Origin of the sequence: Corynebacterium parakroppenstedtii (assembly GCF_019754935.1) — a bacterium.
Taxonomy (GTDB): Bacteria; Actinomycetota; Actinomycetes; order Mycobacteriales; family Mycobacteriaceae; genus Corynebacterium; species Corynebacterium parakroppenstedtii.
Genome location: NZ_JAGSOA010000002.1, coordinates 175,252 through 196,550 on the forward strand (window position 1 = coordinate 175,252; position 21,299 = coordinate 196,550).

The 21,299-nt window shown below is 55.2% G+C and carries 20 protein-coding genes; 12 read left to right on the forward strand and 8 right to left on the reverse strand.

Features of this window, described 5'->3' with window-relative positions:
• Nucleotides 1–37 precede the first annotated feature (37 nt).
• Both metS and KCQ76_RS07310 read right to left on the reverse strand, forming a co-directional pair.
• Entirely contained in the window at nucleotides 38–202 is a 165-nt protein-coding gene (metS, locus tag KCQ76_RS07305; protein WP_046203096.1) for a methionine/alanine import NSS transporter subunit MetS, read from the reverse strand.
• Nucleotides 199–1,968 (reverse strand): sodium-dependent transporter, encoded by a 1,770-nt coding sequence (locus KCQ76_RS07310; protein ID WP_046203095.1) that lies wholly within the window; start codon nucleotides 1,966–1,968, stop codon nucleotides 199–201. Before KCQ76_RS07310 ends, metS begins: the two co-directional genes overlap by 4 nt.
• Before the next feature lie 351 nt (nucleotides 1,969–2,319).
• On the opposite strand from KCQ76_RS07310, the gene ychF reads away from it, so the two are divergent.
• The 4 genes from ychF (at nucleotide 2,320) to alsS (ending at nucleotide 6,273) form a co-directional block, all read left to right on the forward strand.
• A complete protein-coding gene (ychF, locus tag KCQ76_RS07315) occupies nucleotides 2,320–3,399 on the forward strand; it encodes a redox-regulated ATPase YchF (protein ID WP_046203094.1) in 1,080 nt (359 codons plus the stop codon).
• A gap of 235 nt (nucleotides 3,400–3,634) precedes the next feature.
• Nucleotides 3,635–3,856: a hypothetical protein gene (locus KCQ76_RS11160; RefSeq protein WP_373369113.1), complete on the forward strand. Its 222-nt coding sequence runs from the start codon at nucleotides 3,635–3,637 to the stop codon at nucleotides 3,854–3,856.
• Nucleotides 3,783–4,091: an MDR/zinc-dependent alcohol dehydrogenase-like family protein gene (locus KCQ76_RS07320; RefSeq protein ID WP_152646909.1), complete on the forward strand. Its 309-nt coding sequence runs from the start codon at nucleotides 3,783–3,785 to the stop codon at nucleotides 4,089–4,091. Before KCQ76_RS11160 ends, KCQ76_RS07320 begins: the two co-directional genes overlap by 74 nt.
• Before the next feature lie 472 nt (nucleotides 4,092–4,563).
• The gene (alsS, locus tag KCQ76_RS07325) at nucleotides 4,564–6,273 is read left to right on the forward strand and encodes an acetolactate synthase AlsS (protein WP_046203092.1); all 1,710 of its coding nucleotides are present in this window, start codon (nucleotides 4,564–4,566) and stop codon (nucleotides 6,271–6,273) included.
• A gap of 21 nt (nucleotides 6,274–6,294) precedes the next feature.
• On the opposite strand, the gene KCQ76_RS07330 is transcribed toward alsS, so the two are convergent.
• Complete coding sequence (locus KCQ76_RS07330; protein ID WP_046203091.1) at nucleotides 6,295–6,651, reverse strand: hypothetical protein; 357 nt, start codon at nucleotides 6,649–6,651, stop codon at nucleotides 6,295–6,297.
• Between the two features lie 423 nt (nucleotides 6,652–7,074).
• Here KCQ76_RS07330 and KCQ76_RS07335 point away from each other — a divergent pair, with 423 nt between their 5' ends.
• From KCQ76_RS07335 to KCQ76_RS07345, 3 genes are all read left to right on the forward strand, one after another.
• Complete coding sequence (locus KCQ76_RS07335) at nucleotides 7,075–7,932, forward strand: aldo/keto reductase (RefSeq protein WP_046203090.1); 858 nt, start codon at nucleotides 7,075–7,077, stop codon at nucleotides 7,930–7,932.
• Nucleotides 7,933–8,120: 188 nt separating this feature from the next.
• Nucleotides 8,121–9,464, forward strand: a complete 1,344-nt coding sequence (gdhA, locus tag KCQ76_RS07340) for an NADP-specific glutamate dehydrogenase (protein WP_046203191.1) — start codon at nucleotides 8,121–8,123, stop codon at nucleotides 9,462–9,464.
• A gap of 111 nt (nucleotides 9,465–9,575) precedes the next feature.
• Nucleotides 9,576–10,616, forward strand: coding sequence for an LLM class flavin-dependent oxidoreductase (locus tag KCQ76_RS07345; protein ID WP_046203089.1), 1,041 nt, complete (start codon nucleotides 9,576–9,578; stop codon nucleotides 10,614–10,616).
• A gap of 14 nt (nucleotides 10,617–10,630) precedes the next feature.
• Here KCQ76_RS07345 and KCQ76_RS07350 read toward each other — a convergent pair whose 3' ends face one another.
• The 4 genes from KCQ76_RS07350 to KCQ76_RS07365 form a co-directional block, all read right to left on the reverse strand.
• Complete coding sequence (locus KCQ76_RS07350; protein WP_046203088.1) at nucleotides 10,631–11,296, reverse strand: YdhK family protein; 666 nt, start codon at nucleotides 11,294–11,296, stop codon at nucleotides 10,631–10,633.
• Between the two features lie 333 nt (nucleotides 11,297–11,629).
• Nucleotides 11,630–11,884, reverse strand: coding sequence for a hypothetical protein (locus tag KCQ76_RS07355; RefSeq protein WP_046203087.1), 255 nt, complete (start codon nucleotides 11,882–11,884; stop codon nucleotides 11,630–11,632).
• Between the two features lie 157 nt (nucleotides 11,885–12,041).
• Entirely contained in the window at nucleotides 12,042–13,808 is a 1,767-nt protein-coding gene (locus KCQ76_RS07360) for a choline/carnitine O-acyltransferase (RefSeq protein ID WP_046203086.1), read from the reverse strand.
• A gap of 96 nt (nucleotides 13,809–13,904) precedes the next feature.
• On the reverse strand, nucleotides 13,905–15,359 hold the full coding sequence (locus tag KCQ76_RS07365; RefSeq protein WP_221914834.1) for an MFS transporter: 1,455 nt from the start codon (nucleotides 15,357–15,359) through the stop codon (nucleotides 13,905–13,907).
• A gap of 199 nt (nucleotides 15,360–15,558) precedes the next feature.
• Here KCQ76_RS07365 and KCQ76_RS07370 point away from each other — a divergent pair, with 199 nt between their 5' ends.
• A complete protein-coding gene (locus tag KCQ76_RS07370; RefSeq protein ID WP_046203084.1) occupies nucleotides 15,559–16,386 on the forward strand; it encodes a TetR/AcrR family transcriptional regulator in 828 nt (275 codons plus the stop codon).
• Between the two features lie 31 nt (nucleotides 16,387–16,417).
• On the opposite strand, the gene KCQ76_RS07375 is transcribed toward KCQ76_RS07370, so the two are convergent.
• Nucleotides 16,418–17,347: a patatin-like phospholipase family protein gene (locus KCQ76_RS07375; protein ID WP_060941938.1), complete on the reverse strand. Its 930-nt coding sequence runs from the start codon at nucleotides 17,345–17,347 to the stop codon at nucleotides 16,418–16,420.
• Between the two features lie 195 nt (nucleotides 17,348–17,542).
• Between KCQ76_RS07375 and KCQ76_RS07380 the strand changes: the two genes are divergently transcribed.
• The 4 genes from KCQ76_RS07380 to KCQ76_RS07395 are packed head-to-tail and all read left to right on the forward strand — an operon-like array spanning nucleotide 17,543 to nucleotide 21,297.
• Nucleotides 17,543–18,157, forward strand: a complete 615-nt coding sequence (locus tag KCQ76_RS07380; protein WP_046203083.1) for an ECF transporter S component — start codon at nucleotides 17,543–17,545, stop codon at nucleotides 18,155–18,157.
• Nucleotides 18,157–19,785, forward strand: coding sequence for an ABC transporter ATP-binding protein (locus KCQ76_RS07385; RefSeq protein WP_046203082.1), 1,629 nt, complete (start codon nucleotides 18,157–18,159; stop codon nucleotides 19,783–19,785). Before KCQ76_RS07380 ends, KCQ76_RS07385 begins: the two co-directional genes overlap by 1 nt.
• Nucleotides 19,782–20,549: an energy-coupling factor transporter transmembrane component T family protein gene (locus tag KCQ76_RS07390; RefSeq protein ID WP_046203081.1), complete on the forward strand. Its 768-nt coding sequence runs from the start codon at nucleotides 19,782–19,784 to the stop codon at nucleotides 20,547–20,549. Before KCQ76_RS07385 ends, KCQ76_RS07390 begins: the two co-directional genes overlap by 4 nt.
• Nucleotides 20,550–20,562: 13 nt before the next feature.
• On the forward strand, nucleotides 20,563–21,297 hold the full coding sequence (locus KCQ76_RS07395; RefSeq protein WP_231725378.1) for a nucleoside/nucleotide kinase family protein: 735 nt from the start codon (nucleotides 20,563–20,565) through the stop codon (nucleotides 21,295–21,297).
• The last annotated feature ends 2 nt before the right edge of the window (nucleotides 21,298–21,299 follow it).

Consider the following 21,299-nt stretch of genomic DNA (forward strand, 5'->3'; position numbering starts at 1 on the left):
CGGCCAGATTAGTGTGATCTCTGAAGCACCGTTGCTTTTAATAACCCTGATCGTAGAGCTTTTCATCAGTGGCTTCAGGGTTGTCGCCGAGCTTCCCGGAGGTCTCATCGGGGTGTTTCATCAGCGAGTACGTGCTCGTCGCGAGTCCACCCCAGATGACCAACATGAACAGGACCATCATCATGACTGCTGTTCCACTCATTGGTCGCCATCCTTCCCGTTCGTAGCGTCGCTAATTGTTGAGGATATGTCTGCGGTATCGCCGCCCGTGACGGGCTGGCCCGTCGAACCGTGGCGGTCTGGATCGAGCGAGACCGCTTCGACGCGACCGCGACGTTGGCGTCGGCGTTGCTCAGCGGCAAAGCCAGCTTTACGCGATTCATGGCTCTGAGGGGTGACGATGCGCTGATGCACGTTGAACTCCACACCGAAGTCCGTACCGGGCGGGCCGGATAGGGACGGGTTTCCACGCCACGGAACGACGGACATCATGAAGGCAACAATCACGATAAGTGTGACAACACCCCATCCGTAGAGGTCAATCTGTTGGTCGGAGTAGCCGCCGTAGTTGGACTTGAACAGGTTCTGGAGCTCCTGGATTAGCGTGTACCCAAGGATGATCGGCGTGATGTTGGTGACACAAATTCGCCAGAAGTTGCCCACTTGGAAAGATGACACCGCATTGAGGTGCAGGGAAAATTCGTCGAGCCGACGTAAAACCCAATCGACGCACACGATGGTGATCAGGGAGATGCACACAATGCCGACGTTGTTGGTGTACTTGTCCATAATGTCCAATGTGGATAAGCCTGACGTCGTGGAAAAAAGGGCTAAAGAAATGATGCCCATGACCACACCGGTGCCGATAGCCGCGCTCTTGCGATCAAGGTTTAATTTGTCTTTCACCGCAGAGACAACGACTTCCAATAGTGAGAAGAGCGATGTGAAGCCTGCGATGGCGAGTGAACCGAAGAAGAGGACACCAAAGACGGCGCCACCAGGCATGGAATTGATGATCGTTGGGAAAGCTACGAATGCGAGACCGATACCGTTGGAAACGACCTTGTCCACCGGGACGCCTTCTTGCGTGGCCATGTATCCCAATGCGGCAAAGACCCCAATGCCGGCCAGAAGTTCAAATCCCGAGTTTGCGAAGCCGGTGACCAAACCAGTTCCGGTGAGGTTGGTCCGTGGTTTCAAGTACGACGAATAGGTCAACATGATGCCGAAGCCGACGGACAGCGAGAAGAAAATCTGCCCGTACGCTGCGACCCAGACTTCCGTATTCGTCAACGCGGACCAATTCGGGGTAAAGAGTGCGTCCAACCCCCGTGAAGCGCCATCCATAAACAGTGCGTAGATCACAACGACGAGGAACAGCACAGTGAGCAAGGGCATGAATACCTTAGAGACCTTGCCGATGCCTTCGTCGACTCCCATTGCCAACACGATGATCGTCGCTACCCACACTAAGGCCAGGGCAATGGCGATTTGCCAGACGATTGACGTCGAAAATGTTTGTGTTGCCTCGGAGTGGAGGAACTCGTCGGAGAAATAGGAGTCGGGTTTGCTTCCCCATGCGCGGGTGAAGGACTTAATGGTGTACAACCCGGCCCACCCAATGATGGCCGCGTAGTAAATCGAAATGAAGAATGCGATTCCAACCTGGATCCAGCCAATGGGTTCGGTCCAACCGCTTATGCGCTTAAACACAAGGGGAGCTGAGCCGCGAAACCGGTGCCCCAGGGTGTAGTCGAGGAATAGCAGAGGGATTCCTGCCGTCAGCAGCGCGATGATGTACGGAATGAGGAACGCGCCACCGCCATTGGAATACGCCACATACGGGAAGCGCCAAATATTTCCTAAACCGACGGCTGAACCGATAGCAGCTAAGAGGAAAGCTGAGCGGGAAGAGAACGTTTCGCGCGATGCAGCGGAAGCGTCACTCTCTGAGGGGGAATGAGACATGTAGAAGATGCCTTTCCGCTAAGGCTTCGACCCAACCGAGTGTCAGACGACTAGTAAGCGCGCATGAGCGGCTCGATGGGAGTTGCCGTGATGGGGAGAAATGGATTGGTCCTTACGGGTGGGGGACGCAAGCCGGCATCACGCCGGGGGTGGTGGCGTGCTCGACCGTGAAAATACTATCACCCTGTGGCCGACGGTCTGTCGACGTTCCGTCGGCGCGAATGGCGCGTGACGTGCGACGGTGTGTCGCGTTTGTGCCATTCGTGTTTCGCTGGTGTTGTAATTGTGCGTCGCCCGTTTAGTCGAGGTCCCCCATCGATGGCGGTTTGTACTGCACGTAGGATGTGTGGCATGAGTCTTACCCTCGGAATTGTCGGTCTACCCAATGTAGGAAAATCCACCCTTTTCAACGCGTTAACCCGAAACGATGTGCTGGCAGCTAATTATCCCTTTGCGACGATCGAACCCAACGTCGGCTTGGTCGAACTACCGGACGCACGCCTGAAACGTTTGGCGGAGATGTTCGATTCTGCGGAGATCATCCCGGCGACGGTCTCGTTCGTTGACATTGCGGGAATTGTGAAAGGTGCCTCTGAAGGGGAGGGGTTGGGCAACCAATTCCTGGCGAATATTCGTGAGGCAGATGCGATTTGCCAGGTTGTCCGGGCTTTTACGGATGACGATGTTGTGCATGTTGACGGAAAGGTCGATCCGTCCAGCGATATTGACGTTATTGAGACTGAGCTCATTTTGGCCGACATGCAGACCCTTGAAAAAGCTCTTCCCCGCCTGGAGAAGGAAGCAAAGAAGAATAAAGACAAGGCGGTGGAACGTGATGCCGTCGACGAGGCTTTGAAGGTGCTTGAGGACGGACACACATTGTTCTCGGCGAAAGATTCGCTTGATTTAACGGCGTTGAAAGAACTGAATTTGTTGACGGCAAAGCCGTCCCTTTATGTTTTCAACTCAGACGAAGCAGTTCTGACTGATGAAGCAAAGAAGAAAGAATTGACGGAGTTGGTTGCTCCGGCCCAGGCAGTGTTCCTTGACGCCGAGACCGAGGCTGAACTACTCGAGCTTGACGACGACGAAGCCGCGGAACTGTTGGCGTCTGTGGGGCAGGATGAGCCCGGTTTGAACAAGCTGGCTCGAGCTGGATTTGCCACGCTGGGGTTGCAGACGTATCTCACCGCTGGTCCGAAGGAAGCGCGTGCGTGGACTATCCATCAGGGAGATACTGCGCCTCAAGCCGCTGGCGTTATTCACTCCGACTTTGAACGCGGATTTATTAAGGCAGAGATCGTTTCGTATGACGATCTGAATGAGTTGGGCTCCATGGCGGAGGCGCGAGCGCATGGCAAGGTTCGCCAAGAAGGTAAGGATTATGTCATGCAAGATGGAGATGTTGTTGAATTCAAGTTTAATGTCTAACTGATTCGCGTTTCTTCATAACGCTCGATTGTGGTGCTTTGCAATTGCTTAGTGGCATGATGCTTAGCCACGTCATGCCCAGGCACATGGTGCTCGACCGCCTGGAACTCGACCGCACGAAAAAGTAGCTAAAGCTTTATCATCTCCCAGGTTTCGGATAAGTAAGGCGACGACCGTCGGTGAGCTTCCACCTTCGTGGCCGGGGGAATCTGGGTGAAGGTTTGGGTCGGGTGGGCTGAATCCCTCTGATTCTCAGCGAGCTGGTTACGAGCGAGCTGACTGGTTTTATATATCCATTTTTCTGGGAATCGACGTTGCTGGCGCAGTTGATGCAGTTGATCTGGGGGGTCGGCGGTGTGAGGTCGGTGATCACGTAGCTGTTTATGACGATATCTGGCGCCACGGGGGATTTGAGGAATATGCAGTGGTGGCCGGGTGCTCCCGCGATCATTCCTGATCATGTCTCGTTCGCGTCTGCAGCCGTTGTTCCCTTTGCTAGTCTGACTGCTTGCCAGGCGATCGAGCGGAAATCGCAGGTGGCTAGTAGTGACACTGTGACGATCACCGGTGCAGGTGTGGGCGGCGAAAGTTTTGCTATTCAAATTGCAGTCAACCGAGGTTCCCATGTCGTGGGAGTAGCGTTGGGAAGATGTGAAGACCGTGTGCGGTCCTCAGTGCTCACGAATTTTTGATTATCGGACTACCGACGATGTTGATCCGGTTGTGACGTCGACGATTAGTCTTGGTGAGTTGCCGCATCGGCTCGAAGAGGTGTCTGCAGAGAAAAACGGAAGGAGAACTGTCGCCGTGCTCTAAGAGTGTTCTGTTCTGAGTACCTACGAAGGGTCAGCTACTCGGTCATTCGAGTTTTAGTGGTTGGATGATTGGGGGTCTAACGGGAGTACGCCGCAAAACGTTTATTGGTGCAGATTTGTAGAAGTGGTTCTCTATTATCGTTTCTACAAATTTTTATATTTTTACGCTTTATATTGGAATCGTCAAGATTAAGAACTTCTGTTGTTAGTTAAAGAATTGCTCTACCGGTTTTCGGTTTAAAGTGCTTAGCTCGACGTGACAGCCGGCCATGCTTGATGGTGTACCATCGGCGAGCAGCAGAACGCAGTCTCCGATTACGTCGGCTCTAGACTCCGGCGTGTGGAGCACATGGCTCAACCTTATCTTTTCTCCCGCCTGATAGGAAAGCGTGACTTAGTGAAAAGCGCACAGCTTATTGTTCAAACCCTTCGAGCTCAAGGTGTCCGGTATATTTTTGGGGTGCCTGGGGCCAAAATTGATGAAGTGTACGACGCCCTTGTCGATGCGGACGATATTGAGGTCGTTGTATGCCGCCATGAGCAGAATGCAACGTTTATGGCCCAGGCTATTGGCCGGCTAACCGGGAAGCCGGGGGTTGTTTTGGTGACCTCTGGGCCAGGAACAACCAACTTGGCAACCGGGCTTGTTACCGCAAATACTGAGCAGGATCCCGTGGTCGCAATTGCGGGCACCGTGGGGTTGCCAGACAGGCTGAAGCGAACGCACCAATCTCTCGATGCTGTGAACTTTTTGGCGCCGGTTACTAAATTCGCCGCTGAATCAACGTGTGTCGATGATGTCTCAGAACTTATTACCAACGCATTTCGGGAGGCTCAACAAGAGCCCCGTGGTGCGGCTGCTGTCATGGTCCCTGCGGACGTAGCTGGATCTGAAACGTCAGCGCCTCTCCTTGAGTTCCCTGACCCGGCACCTCTAGGTCCGGCATCGCAGGCGCTCGTCGATAAGGCTAAAAAACGTATTGAAAACGCTAAATTGCCTGTTCTACTCGTGGGAATGCGAGGAGCAGGGGAGAGTGCAGTTCGAGAACTACGTCAATTAATAAAGACAACGAATCTTCCTGTCGTTGAAACTTTCCAAGGAGCGGGGGTTATTTCCCGTGATTTGGAGAATAACTTCCTGGGCCGTGTTGGCTTGTTTAAAAACCAACCCGGTGACGTTCTGCTCAATAAGGCAGACTTAATTATTTCTGTCGGTTACGATTCAGTGGAATACGATCCTCGTGTGTGGAATTTTAATGGCCAGCATGACATCATCCACGTTGATTCCATTCAGGCAGACATCGATACTCACTACCGGCCAACCTTGGAGCTCGTTGGCGACATTTCAGGTACGCTTCACGAGTTAAACAGTGTGATAAATCCGGTAGAGGTGGGACAGGCTGAGCGCTCTTTCATTGACCGACGACTTGAAGCCTTAGCCCGTACTCAGCGTCAGGGTGCAAAGCAGACGACAAGCGATTTGGGTGTGAACCCGGCTCGTTTGGTCCTGACCCTTCGGGACCTCATCACTGACGACAAAACAACGGTGGCGGCGGATATCGGAACGCATTCCATTTATCTCGCGCGGTATTTCCGCACGTATGAGCCCCGTACTTTGCTGTTTTCTAATGGCCAGCAGACCTTAGGTGTTGCTTTGCCGTGGGCAATTGCGGCGGCATTAGTTAGCAGGGATCATCCAGTCGTTTCAGTCTCGGGCGATGGTGGTTTCCTTTATTCAGCACAGGAATTGGAGACAGCAACACGTTTAGGACTCCACCTTGTCCACGTTATTATGCGAGATAATTCGTATGACATGGTCAAGTTCCAGCAGGAAAATAAATTTGGCCGTCCATCAGCCGTTGAATTAGGCGATTATGACGCGGTCAAATACGCGGAAGCATTTGGGGCCAAAGGCTACCGCGTTCACACACTGGAAGACTTTTCCACCGCGTTTTCCCAAGCGATGGCGGATGAGGGAGTGTCCATCGTGGATGTACCCGTCGATTACACAGACAGTGTGTCGTTAGCTCAGCATTTGGACTTCTCCGTGCTGAACTAACAACGGCTGATTTCTTGACGCTTAATTCTTCTTAGCGTTTTTCTGACGCTCCGCCTGCGTGACGGCGTGCTTGAGCTCGTTTTTATTCATGTCGGATCGGCCTTCGATATTCAGGCGTTTAGCGTCTTCATAGAGCTGAGCTTTTGTCCGTCCTTGTGGGCCCTGATGGGAGCGTTGCCCCCCTCGTTCAGAGGGAGACTTGTCGTTCGTAGACGTTGGTGAGGCCTTCTCAGATTCACCCTGTTGCGCACGGGTTTTATTGACCGTGCGGGCTGCGATCTCTTCGGCAGTGCTCTCCGAGCGACCCTTGTCCTTGAGTGAATCCTTAATGTGCTCGTATTGCCGTTCGTGTTTCTTATTCCATGCTTGTTGGGGCATGACAATCACCGTCCTTGTCCTATAACGATATTCCCGTTAAACGCGATGTGGAGGCGATGGGTGATATGAAAAGCTATGCCTCGGGCATATCTACACCCTATTCCTTGACCGTGATGCCAGTAGGTGTTGGGCCAGCACGGCGTGTGGTACCCAAGCTAGTCGATGGTGCCCAGCTCATCTTTAGTTATTGAGAAATCGACATCGAGGGTGTGGATAGTGCACAGGTGTATCGTCGGAACGTGGGAAGGTTTTTCCCGACCGCGGCCGAAATGAATCGTGGTGTTAACTATCAATATAATGTCTGCCACTCTGACACATCCCTTATTTTTGTTAGCGCAAGCTTGTGCGTTGTAGAAGGCCGTGTCATTCGCGGAGTAGCTCCCCGTTTTACAATATTTTCACTTATTTGAGAAAGGTAACGACATGAGCGTCGTAAATAAAAAATATACGTTGGCCAACGGGGTTGAAATCCCGAAACTAGGGCTTGGTACCTGGTTTATTGACGATGACAAAGCAGCGCAAGCTGTTCGCGATGCAGTGAAGATTGGTTACCGCAACATTGATACAGCTCAAGCGTATGGCAATGAGCGTGGAGTCGGGGAGGGGATACGGACCGCGGATATTCCGCGAGAGGATTTATTCGTCTCAACGAAGTTGGCTGCTGAAGTTAAGAATTACGATGAAGCAGTTAAATCTATAGATGGATCCCTGGAGACCTTGGGGTTGGATTATGTAGACCTGATGCTCATTCATTCTCCACAACCGTGGGATGATTTCCGTGGTGGCGACTACTCCGAGGGGAACCGCCAAGCATGGCGTGCTTTGGAGGAAGCGTATCAAGCTGGGAAAATTCGTGCTATCGGCGTTTCGAACTTCTTGGAGTCGGACCTCAATAACATCCTGGATTCTTGTTCGGTCAAGCCACTAGTTAATCAACTGCTTGTGCATGTGGGAAATACACCCCATGAACTGCTGTCTTTCTGCGCATCTAACGACATACTTGTTGAAGCCTATTCGCCAATTGCTCACGGCGAAATGCTGAAGAATAAAGACGTTGCCGAGATAGCGGAGAAATATGGCGTAAGTATTCCGCAACTGTGCATTCGTTACACCCTGCAATTGGGAACGGTATCGCTGCCAAAGACCGCCAATCCGGATCATATGCAGAGTAATGCAGACGTTGATTTCGTTATATCGGATGAAGAAATGGATGCTCTGAAGAAACTAGATGCCCGGGATTATGGCGAGAGCAGCCAATTCCCCGTGTATTCCGGGAAATAAAGCTCGCTGCTGAGTGCATAGTCCACCCAGTTACGACTATTCGCGCTCCATTCACACACCATTGGTTCGGCCAGACTCCACCAATGGTGTAGTCCGCCCTGAGGGATAAGTCACAACTCGATCGTCGCTGGAATTTCGTGCACTACACTGATCGACGCATGTTTGAAATCAACCCCGGAAGGGAGATCATGGACGTCGACAAAACAGTTGATGAGTATTACCAGCAGATTCTCAAGCGGAACCCGGGCGAGCCTGAATTTCATCAAGCCGCTCAGGAGATCCTCAGCAGTCTGAAGTACGTCCTCCGAAAAGACGATCACTACGCAGATGAAGGGCTCATCCAACGTCTCGCTGAACCTGAGCGTCAAATTATCTTCCGTGTTCCGTGGATTGATGACCAGGGGAATGTTCAGGTCAACCGTGGTTTCCGTGTTCAGTTTAATTCCGTCCTAGGGCCGTATAAGGGTGGTCTCCGTTTCCACCCCTCTGTGAACCTAGGCATTATCAAGTTCCTTGGTTTTGAGCAGATCTTCAAAAATTCCTTGACCGGTCTTCCAATCGGTGGCGGTAAAGGCGGTTCTGACTTTGATCCGAAAGGTAAGTCCGAACATGAAGTAATGAGGTTCTGTCAGTCGTTCATGTTGGAGCTCCAACGCCATATCGGCGAGGATATCGATGTCCCTGCGGGTGACATCGGCGTTGGCGGACGAGAAATCGGCTATCTTTTCGGTCAGTATCGACGTATCACGGGCCGTCATGAGTCCGGAGTTCTCACTGGTAAAGGCCTCACCTGGGGTGGATCTCTCGTTCGCACGGAAGCAACAGGCTACGGCGTCGTGTACTTCATGCAGGAAATGATGGCGTCGAATAAAGAACGGCTCCATGGCGCCAAAGTCATCGTCTCTGGGTCGGGGAACGTAGCTATTTACGCCATTGAAAAGGCACAAGAGCTTGGTGCCACGGTGGTCGCGTTTTCCGATTCGTCGGGGTATGTCTCTACTCCCGAAGGGGTGGACGTCGAGCTTCTCAAAGATGTCAAAGAAGTGCGTCGCGGCCGTGTGTCGGACTATGCCAACGAAACCGATAAGGCGACGTTCCACGAAAAGGGCAACATTTGGGAAGTGAAGGCCGACGTCGCGCTCCCGTGTGCCACGCAGAACGAGTTGGGTGAGGAAGACGCCAAGATGCTCGCGGACAATGGCTGCAAGTATGTGGCTGAGGGTGCGAATATGCCGTGCACGCCGGAAGCGATCGACGTATTCAATACCCGCCACACACTTTTTGCGCCTGGCAAAGCGGCTAACGCCGGTGGTGTGGCGACCTCCGCGCTGGAGATGCAGCAGAACGCGTCGCGTGATTCATGGTCGTTCAACTACACCGATCAGCGTTTGCGTGACACGATGCATAACATCTTCAGGGCCTGCAATGACACCGCCAATGAGTATGAAGTCCCTGGTGACTACGTTGTCGGTGCAAATATTGCCGGTTTTAAGAAAGTTGCGAATGCCATGCTCGCGCAGGGCGTGATTTAGCAGCGAGTGATTGAGTAAGAAGTGGCTGAACCGTCCCCACGATGAGGGGATCATGTATCCCCTCATTTCTTCATGAGGAATGTCTTACTAATCAACGGTGTTCCTATAAGCATGAAGAAATTTGGGTCTTTGAGTTTCGGTCATTATTCGGGACGTGCGACCGATGGTAACGGATACACGGCTCGCAATGCTTTGCAAGAAGCCGTCGAATTAGCGAAAGCCGCCGATGAGTTAGGCGTTAATGGTGCATATCTTCGTGTGCATCACTATCTTCCGCAGCACGCGAGCCCCATTCCGTTATTGTCCGCCATGGCAGCGGTGACGAAGGATCTCGAAGTGGGCACTGGCGTCATTGACATGCGCTACGAAAACCCGCTTTACCTGGCGGAAGAGGCCGCTGCTCTCGACCTGCTCAGTAATGGCCGCGTTTCCCTCGGTGTGTCGCGGGGATCACCTGAAGCTGCTGATCGCGGTTGGGAGTCCTTTGGGTACACCGGCTCAACAGATCCTCGCGGTGCTGATATTGCTCACCAGCATTTCGACACCTTCCTCCGTGCAGTGCGCGGGGAACCCATGGCCACCGCCGCGGAGGATCAGTATCCGGCGATGTACCGGCCGGGCGCTGGTTTGCCGGTTATGCCTCAGTCGCCCGGTTTGGATCGTCGTATTTGGTGGGGTGCTGGCCGTCGTGAAACCGCAGAGTGGGCTGCTGAACAAGGTGTCAACCTGATGAGCTCCACGCTCCTTACTGAGGCCACTGGCGAAGCCTTCGCCGACCTCCAGGCGCAACAATTGCAGCACTACCACGACGCGTGGAAACGGGCAGGCCATGATTGGACCCCGCGTGTGTCGGTAAGCAGGACTATTTTTCCGATTATCGACGGCTACGACCGCAAACTCTACTTAGGAGGCCAATCCAAAGACGGTATTGGCGTGATCGACGGGGTGAATGCAACTTTTGGAAAGACCTACGCCGCCGAGCCAGATCAACTCGTCGAACAATTGCGTAATGACGCAGCCGTTATGGATGCGGATACGCTTATGCTGACTATTCCGAGCCAGCTCGGCGTCGCAGCGAACAAGAAAATTCTTAAGTCCTTCGCTTTGTATGTCGCGCCCGAGCTCGGCTGGGAACCAGCTAATCAGGATTAATTAACTGATGGAGATTAGTTGTTAACGGGCTTGACCTCGTCCTCGACGACCCACTTGTGGTTGGTGACTTTCATGCCATCGGCTTCATAATTCACCATGTACACAGTTTGGTCAGTAGAGGACACGATCTTTCCTTTGGTGCCCTTCATTCCTTTCATATGGTCTGCTTCGATAGTGACTCCGGTGCCATCAGGAATTCTTTCGGTGCCAGCATCTTTTATTTCTTGCTGAACGACCCACTTGTGGTTTTTCACCGGCTTGCCACCATCCGTGGGCGTGTAATCCACCTCATATGTATAGGTGGAGAATGCTCCTGCGATCGTGGCCGTCGCGCCCTTCATGCCCTTCATATGGTCAGCGGTCAACGTGACTGTGCTGCCGACGGGGTAGGTAGGGTGAGCATCAACCGTGATGCCTTCTGGTGCGCCACCGCCGTCCATGGAATGATCCATCCCTTGGTGAGCGTCGTTGTCCTGAGAATCACTCGGCGCAGACGACTCTGACGTACTCGTTTCGGATGATGACGACTGCTGAGACGCAGTGGTGGTTGCTGAGGTTGTGTCCTCGGATGACTGGTCAGAATCTTCATCGACCGTGCACCCGCTGAGAACGAGTGCACTGCTGACAGCGCCCACAGTGAGTAGTGAGGCAATACGGCTTCGGCGGCGTAATGAACGCATGATCCCTCTTCTTTTATTTCTTATACTTCGCTGTTCTATACCACTAATACGCCCACTGTAATACGCCATTTTTCCCGAGGGTAGCGATTCACTTTTATTGCGCACCATTGTCGGCGCATCATCGTTCAGGCAAGATAATTCAACTTCGTGGGTTACTTGCCGACGTGCGCATCGTCGACGTGCCGACGATGGAAGGGCTGATAACCGCATCGCTCACACGCGTGAGTGGCAGAAGAGAGGAAGACCCACAGCGTCGAAACACAGCTAGCAGTCCGTCATCGGATCCGAGCGGAGTGGTGCGCCACTGGATCCCGAAGGAAAGCTATGCCAATCTCACGCCATGGGGTTATAGAGTTTCGTATGAGTGACTAACACTTCGCGATCACCGGTGGGCTGTTGGAGTTCTTTATTCAGCTCCGCCATGACTGCTTCGCGTGCTCCGTCGTAGTCATCAAAAAAGCCGAGTACGTCACTATCTGATTTCTTTTCACCGTTATTCTTAACGACCACATAGGTGGCGGTGTCTGGAGCAGAAACCTGATGCTTAGTGTGGGTAAAAGGATCTCTATAGATGAATGACGTTGACACGAATAATTCTCCTGAGTTCTAAGTCCAGATTGTTAGGGCAATCGCCGGAAACAAGTTTAGTAGTTAGTTCACCAAAAGTGGGCGCGTATACCCCTCTATTTAGTGTTATGACCAATTATTGATACGGGACCGTTACAGTCCCGGCGTTCTAGCACCCTTATTCATGGAGTGACGTGACAAAAGACCACAACAGGTCCGATGCTTGCGGAAGCGCATGAAGGAAATGATTAGGCTGATCAGCGCGTGAAGGATGCCACGTCACGCAATACTCGAAGGACTCGGGCCGGGGCGTGTAGCTGATCCCAAAACCCTCCGGCACACTGGGCACAAAGGCATAGCGCACGAAATAATCGGCCCCACCAATTGATGTCGTGGAAAGGAAATCATATGTCGTTGCAGCAACACCCGGGTCGGTTAGAAACTCCGTCCCGGTGACCTCTTTGCCTTCTGCTTCCATAGCGGCGGCCGTAAACCGGAGACCCAAAAGGTGGCGATCAACGCCATCCCCACGCTTGCACGCCTTGACCCACGCTCGATGGGCGCCGAGGACATCGTCAAGATCCTGCCGCGTTGCCTCTCCACCAAGCAAAAGCGACGCGAATTTCACAGCTTGCGGAGTGACCGCACGCAAACACTCCGTGCGCCCGGCGCGATATTCACGCATGTCAACGGCTTCGTACACTCCTCGCGCCCGGCCGTAGATCAGGAGTTGCGCAATCGTCAAGATGAGCTGTTGCGCGGCGTCGGCACTAATTCGGAAGGGAAGCTGATCTGCCGGTGGGTGGGGGACCGTCACAATGCGTGTGGCGATATCGGCGAAATCCTGGGACACGTCACTGGCAGCTTCTTTGAGGACGGGGACGTCCTCATCTGGCCATTCCCAGGTCACTTCTTCCGGTGGGGGCGGCGTCTCAGAAGAGGTAGAAGCGGGAATAGTGACATCGTGCATACGACGTATCCCGGTGACCAGCGTCGCGCCGTCCACGGTGGAGTGTTCCACGTTTAGGCTCAACCAGGAGTCGGCCAGGCTCATCTCGTAACTGATGGGTTTGCACGCCCAGCTGTGTCCCGGTTCGAATGCGGAGCGATGGAGGTGGTCGGCGCCGTCACGTACCTCGTCGGTCAGGGTGATGGTGAAGAGGAAGTTCGTCAGGCGTCGGTAGGTGTGTTGGTTGTGGGGCTGCTCGAGTGCTCGCTCCAGGATGGGGGCGAGAGTCTCGCTACCGACGGCTGACGGTACGGCAAAGTCGAGGTCAGCAGGGGTCTGCTCACGTGATTCAGGTTTGTCATTACCGGGGCGAATAATTGCGTTGATCGACGCCGCGAGGGAATCGACATCGCGGAGTGAGCCGTCTTGATCGGTCACGGGCACGGCGAAGAGTCGCCCTGCCCAGAACACGCCTATTTCTCGATCGCGGTCACCCAATTCGGCCCGATGAATTGTGTCGAGGTCGGACTGTGGATGGCGTATTCCGCCATCAAAACACTGCCATTGGTCCATCGTGGTGGGGTTTCCGCGGGCATCGGTTTCCTGAGGAGTGGTGCCCCGGGCTTGGTCGAGGTGAATGGTGGCGGCGCGGTAGATGAACTCCGCTGCCCGGCCAACTTCCGGAGTAGAAGACAAGAAACCCGGGTTGATCTGGAACGACACGTTCGTACTGTGAAGCAATGAGGTGCGCGTCGAGAGGTAGCCGCGTAACCATTCCGCCGAAAACCAGCTTCGGCCCGCCTCTCGCTCTGTGGCCGCGAACTTTTCAAGTTCGGCCTGAATTTCTGGCCCCGAATGCTGCAAGAAAACTGAACCCGCGGTGCGCGTGGTGTCCACGACGTCCGCGGGTGCGACTGCACGAGCAGCGGAAACGAGCGCTGCGACAGTCTGTTCAAGTGAAGGCAGGGGAAGAGTTTTCGGTTCCGGTGCGGTCATGTATTTATTTTCTCTACCCGGCGAGCCGACGGACAACCCCCGCCGGCTATTTTCCACCCCCTTGCTGCACCCGATCGCCACTTTCCCTATAGCCGGCTACAGCCCTTCGGTGTCATGTGAATTGCTGAGCGTCCGTAGCCCGATAGCTGCCGTGACCGTGAGCAACCCAGCAATAATCGTGAAGGCGATGCGCTGCGAGTGGACGAATGTGTCAATGACGGCGTCGCTCCACGCCCCATGCGGAAGGTCCACACCAACCACGATCGCCATGACAGTACCGATAACCGCAACACCGATCGAGTTGCCGAGCTCCTGCGCGGTGTCGTTCAGTGCCGCGCCGATCGAGGTGTGCTCTTCGGGCAGCGAACCAATCAATCCCACAGCAGCCGTAGTCATTACGGTCCGCATACCGATGGTCATGAGCAGCATTCCGGCCGCGCACCAGGCGTAGTTCGTGCCAACACCGACCCACCACAAAACCAGGCTGACCAGGACGAATGCAGTACCAACGGCACAGGTAAAACGCTGTCCATACTTTTCAACCATCTTATCGACGACGGGCCCAGCGGCCAGCATGCCGACGACGAAGGGCAGGTTTGCAACGCCCGCGACCCACGGACGCCATCCCCACGCGTATTGGTACAGTTCGGCCGACGCGAACATGACCGCTGCCATGGCCAGCTGAGTTGCGACCTGTAGGATAGCGGAGCCGGTCAGGGTAGGGATCTGGAAGAATGACAGGTCCAGCATTGGGTCTTTAGCTGTGTGTTCCCGCCAGATGAAGGCGACGAGTGCGAGAACGGATCCGCCAAGGGATATCAGGGTTCGCGGAGCACCCCACCCGAGTTCTGCACCGTTCGTCAACGCATAGAGCAACAGGCTGACGGCTAACCCGGAGAAGATGGCGCCGGCGAAGTCGATCGGGCCACTCTTTTTCGCTTGTGTGTCGTCGTGAACTAGTCCGAAGTAGACGCCTAACCAGGCGATTAACGTTGTCGGAGCATTGAGCATCAGCAGCCAATGCCAGTCCCAGTTTTCGACGGCCAAACCTGACAGCACGGGTCCGATAGCGAAGCCCGCCATGGATACGGTGATGATCACGCCGATGGCTTTCCCGCGCAGGGCGTCGTCGTCAAACAATCTAAAAACCAGAGACATGGTCAGTGGCGCAATGCCGGCGGCGAAGGCACCCGATAATGCGCGGATGGCGATGAGCTGCCCTGTGGTGTGGCAGAACATCACGCATAATCCCGCGAGACCGAAGAGGGCCAGGCCCCACAATAAAGTTCGACGACGGCCGAGTCTGTCTCCCAGGGTCCCGCCGACCATGAGAAACGCGCCGAAGGTGAGTGAATAGGCGCTGACGATCCACTGCAGACCGGTGGAGGTGGAGCCGAGGTCGCGGCCGATGACGGGGAGGGCGATGTTCAGGATTGAGTTGTCGAGCATTTCGACGAGCATCGTGAGGCAGAGGCTGAGGAGGGCCGGCCACGCTTCGAGTAGCGATTGAGCTTTTCTGTCCTCCTGTGGAGGAGCCGTGATGGTTGTCATGAGTGTCCTTTGTTCGTGGTTGTGAGTTCGTGTTCGTGGAACAGATTCGTGAAAAGACTGATCGAGTACCGCATTCGTAGGGTCGAGCGCTATCGGCATCGACCGCTATCGAATGACGTTCGGTTACTCGAATTTCGTTCGAATATAGAACGGCATTCGTTTTGTGTCAAGGGGAGAGGCCGGCTGATACGATCGAGACATGCCCAGCAGCGAAAAGACAACCGGTCGGAAGCCGTCACCAGGTAAAAAGCTGCCCCCCTCGGTGCAACGACCATCGGCACGCCGATCGGCCAGGCGCGCGGTGCTGTCAGAAGAATCCATTATTCGCGTGGCAATTGCGCTTCTGGACCGTGATGGCGCGGACAAACTGACCTTGCGCAAGATTGCGTCTGAACTCGACGCCGGTGTTGCGAGTTTGTACTGGTACGCCAGTGGAAAAGATCAACTTCTCGCCATGGTGTCGGATGAACTGATCCGCAGAGCGATCGCAAAGAGTGAAGAACTTGAGCAGCGTGGTCTGCTGGCACCCGACGCTTTCTCTGAAGTGTCCTTTGCTGAGCCCCATCCCTCGACGGGTGACGCAGCGGCCGAGGCCTTGGCCCAGATTCGGCGCTTATTGTTGTGCCTCTTTGAACAAATGATTGAGCACCGTTGGCTCGCGCTTCAATTAATGAATAATGGCCCCGACCAGTGGTATGCGCTCCGGTTTTGGGAACTGATTGGCCGACAAATTCAACGGCTGGGTTTACATAAACGCGAAGAATTATTCGCTACCAACGCCGTCGTCAATTATGCATCGGGAATTGGTGCGGAAGCGTCGAGCCACACAGGGCATAAAAACTTAGACCCGGCTGAAGCTGAGGAAGATATGCATGCTCAAATTAACGAATGGGAACAACTAGATCCAGAAGAATTTCCGTTCGTCCACGATATCGTCGAGGAATTTACCGAGCATGATGATATTGCCGAGTACTCATACGGCTTAGAGTTGCTCCTCGGCGGACTGGAAAGGCAAACCTGGAAATAAGCCTGGGCCCGTGGGGGAAACGGGTTGCGGCCTACCCGCGTAAAAACTCCTCCCATTGCGGCCATTCTCGCGCTACCTGGTCAACGCCCATCTCGTAAGACTTCTGTAATCTCTCCACGTTTCTCTCTTTATTGTGGACAGGCATCTGTTCGGGATAGAACACCATTGCCCGCCCTTCCTTTTCCCATTGCGCTATTTTTTCTTTCGAACGGTTGTAACGTTCTGCTCGCTGAAGAATAGCTTCTGCAACAGCGGGTTGTTTGCGGAAATAACTCCGAATCAGACGGGCTTGTGACATGGGTTCCCGCCGAAATGATTTCGGACGAGTAAGAATGAAAAGGAATTTGGAATAACCATCTTCGATGGCGGCATCATAGGCAAACCCGCCCGTCGGCCCCATCGCGCCGTCGTAATAGTCATGCCCGTCAACGTGGGCCACAGGCATAAAGAATGGGATTGTTGAGGACGCACGGGTATAGGCCGAAAGTTGTTCCAACGTCTGAACGTCGTCACGTCGCCACCATGTCATATCCCCGGTATCAGCACGTAGTGCTCCGAAAGCGAATTCGGGAGAACTTTTCATAAAGGCGTCGAAATCCATCTCTGCTATTTCGCCAGGCATAACGGATTCTGTGTAGATAAATTCAGTATTGAAATACCCTTTTCCTTTCGCGAAGGTCTTCCACCCTCCGAACCGGGGATCCTCAACGAAATCTACAAACGATGCCTTAGCTCTCCACCGATTCCTAATGAGGAAATTGACAACATGCGTTGTTCCTGCTGATATTCCGCCGACCCACCCCGGATTAACCTTGTGGTCAATCAGCGCCTGAACGGCACCAACGGTGTAACTATTCCGCATTCCGCCACCTTCGAAAACAATGGCAACATCTGGGCAGTCCAGGGGAGAGTCGGACGTTCCCCACGGGGCGGTCGAGGGATCTTCAGCAGATGACGTCATAAACTCAGCATAACCTGAGTGTTATCCTCAGATCAGTACTTCGCGGGAGCCCAGCATAGAGAGCTGAGAAAACATTTTTCCGTCACCGCGCGGATATCTTCGTTGTGCCGATATCGCGAACGGATACCACGTGCTGGGAAGAATGTTGACCGTATGAACCTGATCCGGGTTATACCGGCGATAGGGAGTAAAGCTGTGAGGAAAAACAAAAATACCGGTACTGCGCGTCCAGTCCGACGGTGGAGGGTCGTCGACATTATTACGGCAGCCGTGTTGGGCGTGGCAACGGGATTAATTTTCTGGGTTTGGAACGGCCTGGGCGGCGCATGGTACAGCGCTATCGAATCGCTACTACCCGGTTTTGGTGGGCTCGTGACCGGGGTTTGGCTGCTCGGCGGCGTGTTGGGCGGCTTGATCATTCGCAAGCCGGGTGCCGCCATCATGGTGGAAGTCATCGCCGCCATCATCTCTGCGGTACTGGGCAACCAGTGGGGGATCACCACGGTGTATTCCGGTTTAGCCCAGGGGATCGGCGCTGAACTCGTCTTCATGGCGTTCATGTACGCCCGCTACACCTTGATAGTCGCCACGTTGTCTGGTGTGGGTGCGTCGGTCGTCGAGTGGTGTTACGAATGGGCATCGGGAAACTATGCCCGGTCGATCCAATACAACCTGATCTACCTCGTCTCCCTGTCCGTGTCGGGTGCCATTCTGGCCGGTGCTCTGGGCTTCTTCCTGGTTCGGGCGCTCGCGCGTGCGGGTGCGTTGGATCGCTTCGCTGCCGGGCGGGAAAGCACTGAGCTGGTCTAGTGGCGCACGTACACGACGACGTTCGGACGCCCGCGCGGGTAGTGGCCGAGGGCTTCGGTTGGCGGCACGCGGGACGTCGGCAACCGGCGCTGGCCGATGTGAATTTTCGCATCGAACCCGGCGAGAAAGTTCTGCTCCTCGGCACATCAGGCTCGGGGAAGTCGACGCTGATGGCGGGGATGGCCGGGGTTCTCGGCGATTCCGACGACGGCGATTATGCCGGTCGATTGCTCATCAATGGGGTGGATGCTCGCAGTGTCCGCGGGCAGGTCGGCCTGGTGCTGCAGGACCCCGATTCGCAGGTCATTTCCTCGCGGGTTGGTGACGATATTGCCTTCGGTTGCGAGAATTTGGGTTTCCCGCGTGCGGAAATCTGGGAGCGTGTCCGGTGGGCCCGTGACCTCGTCGGGCTCACTGTTCCCCTTGACCATCCCACTGAGCAGCTTTCCGGCGGGCAGAAGCAGCGCTTGGCCCTCGCTGGTGTCCTGGCCATGGGTGCCGGCTTGATCCTCTTGGATGAACCCACCGCGAATATCGACCCCGAGGGTGTGGCCGATGTCCGCAAAGCCGTGATCGCCGCCGCCGAGAGCACCGGTGCAACAGTCATCATTGTGGAGCATCGCGTCGACGTCTGGCGTGACGTTGTTGATCGCATCATGGTGGTGGGCGATTCCACGATTCGAGCCGACGGCCCGACCGACGAAGTTATCCGCACGATGGGGGAGCAGCTCGCGCATGATGGAGTGTGGATTCCCGACGTTCCTCTGCCGCTCGATAATTCGTGGCGACGGGAGCGTCAGGGCCGCGCTGCGTCTGACCAGCACCGCGTTGTGTCTGACCAGCAGCGCGCTGTGTCGGTTGGAGCAAATGAAGTTGGAGCACACGAAGGTCGTGGAGCGTCAACGAGGAACACACTGCTCCGGACGCATGACTTGGCTGTCGGATGGAATGGTCACGCGGTCAACACAGGCCTCTCGCTGGATGTAACCCCCGAGCCGACGGTCATCACCGGGCCCAACGGTGCCGGTAAATCAACCGTTGCCTTGACACTCGCGGGGCTGTTGGCGCCGGTTGCGGGGGATATCGATGCATCAGCACTCATCGCCAGGGAAGGGTCGGGCAAGGCAACGTCGGTAGCAATCCATAGAAAGCGTGATGCCAGTAGCAACCCGATGGAGTGGTCATCGAGGGCTCTAGCGCAGCGCATTGGGACCGTGTTCCAGGACCCTGAGCATCAATTTGTGGCCCGAACTGTGCGCGACGAATTACTCGTCGGTCCTCGAGTGTGCGGGATTGATCCTGATGTTGGTGAGCGACGTGCCGATGAGCTGCTCCGACGCCTGCACCTTGAGAACCTCGCCAATGCCAATCCGTTTACCTTGTCGGGCGGACAGAAACGTCGGCTCTCTGTCGCGACGGTGTTATCCACCCATCCCGATGTGGTGATTGCGGACGAACCGACGTTTGGCCAGGATAGGACCACGTTTATCCAGCTTATTGAGCTGCTGCGCGAGATGAGTGACGACGGTGTGGGGGTGCTCGCCATCACGCATGATCCACTGGTAGTGGATCTGCTGGGGGTACGCCACGTTCGGTTGGCCTCGGGAGGAATGGAGGTTCAGCGATGACCCGCGCAACGCCCCGAGGTGTGAACTTCAACCCGACGGCGCGCATCGCTGCGATGGCTCTTATTGCAACGCCACTTCTCATTTCGGTCGATATCGTGTCGGCCGGCGTGGCGTTGCTGTGCGAACTGCTAGTCGCGCCGTTCTTAGGAATGGGGTGGGGGCGGATCATTCGTCGTGGATGGCCGGTCTTTATGCTCGCCCCGCTCACCGGAGTGTCGATGCTGCTCTATGGCCGGCCTGAGGGCAAAGAATACGTGTCCTTCGCCTTCGCCCACATTACGGACAATTCGGTGTCCCTGGCTTTAGCGATCATGGTAAGGGTCCTGGCCATCGCTCTGCCCGCCGTCATCTTATCCGCGGATACCGACCCCACCGACCTTGGCGACGGCCTAGCGCAAATCTGGCATCTGCCGGAGCGATTCGTCATCGGCTCCGTAGCCGGTGTGCGTTTGGTGAGTTTATTCCAGCGTGATTATTCGGCGATGCACCGTGCCCGTCGTGCCCGTGGCCTGGCAGATTCCGGCCGGATTCGTCGTACGCTCACTATTTTCTTCGCCTTGTTAGTGCTCGCGCTGCGGCGTGGTGGGAAGTTGGCGACGGCCATGGAAGCGCGCGGGTTCGGCTCGGATCGGCCCCGAAGCTGGGCTCGAGAATCACGCCTGCGGTGGCCGGACTGGGTATTAATGGTCGGTGCGCTCCTCGTTGCGTTGATGGCCCTGGTGACGGCATGGATGACCGGGTATTTGCGCTTCTTGGGGGCATGATGTGGAGCCGGCGATGACAAGTGACATCACCACGTTGTTTCGCGAATCGGGAGCGACGTCTTCGCGGTTAGCCTCCTCTGTAGGAATCAGAGTGGCCAGTACCGACGACGGCCCAGCAGCCCTGCGTCGATTAGTTGACGACGGAGCTATACCCGATTGCTTTTCCGCCGAGCTGGGAAGCACAGTGCTCATCGACGGATTGTCGGGCTCGGGCAAAACAACGCTCGCTAGGTATCTGGCGGAGGCGACCGGAACCCGGGTGGTCCATTGTGATGATTTTTACCCCGGATGGTCTGGGCTGATGGAGGCCTCCAGAATCGTGGCGGATTGCGTTTTGTCACCTGCCGACGCTGGCTATCGTCGGTGGGATTGGGCTGCCGACGCTCCCGGGGAGTGGGTAGCCGTGGATCCCGCCGAGCCGCTCATCGTCGAGGGAGTCGGCGCAGTTACACCCGCGTCGCTAAAAGCTGCCCGTCGGCGACTGTTAGCTCAGCGACGGCTGCGTGATCAGCGGTCACTGCACAATCAGCGACGCCTTCGAAGTGGTCGGGCACCGAAACCCCAGGAAGATGCGGACATCGTGGCTTTTGAGGTACGCGCTGATGCACACCGTCGACAGCAGCGGGCACTTCACCGCGATCCAGGATTTGAAAAGTTCTGGACCATGTGGGCCGAACAGGAAAAAGACTATGAAGCCTCGCGTGGGAAACCAACCGTCGCTATTTGGAACGACCTCACGGCTGGATAAGG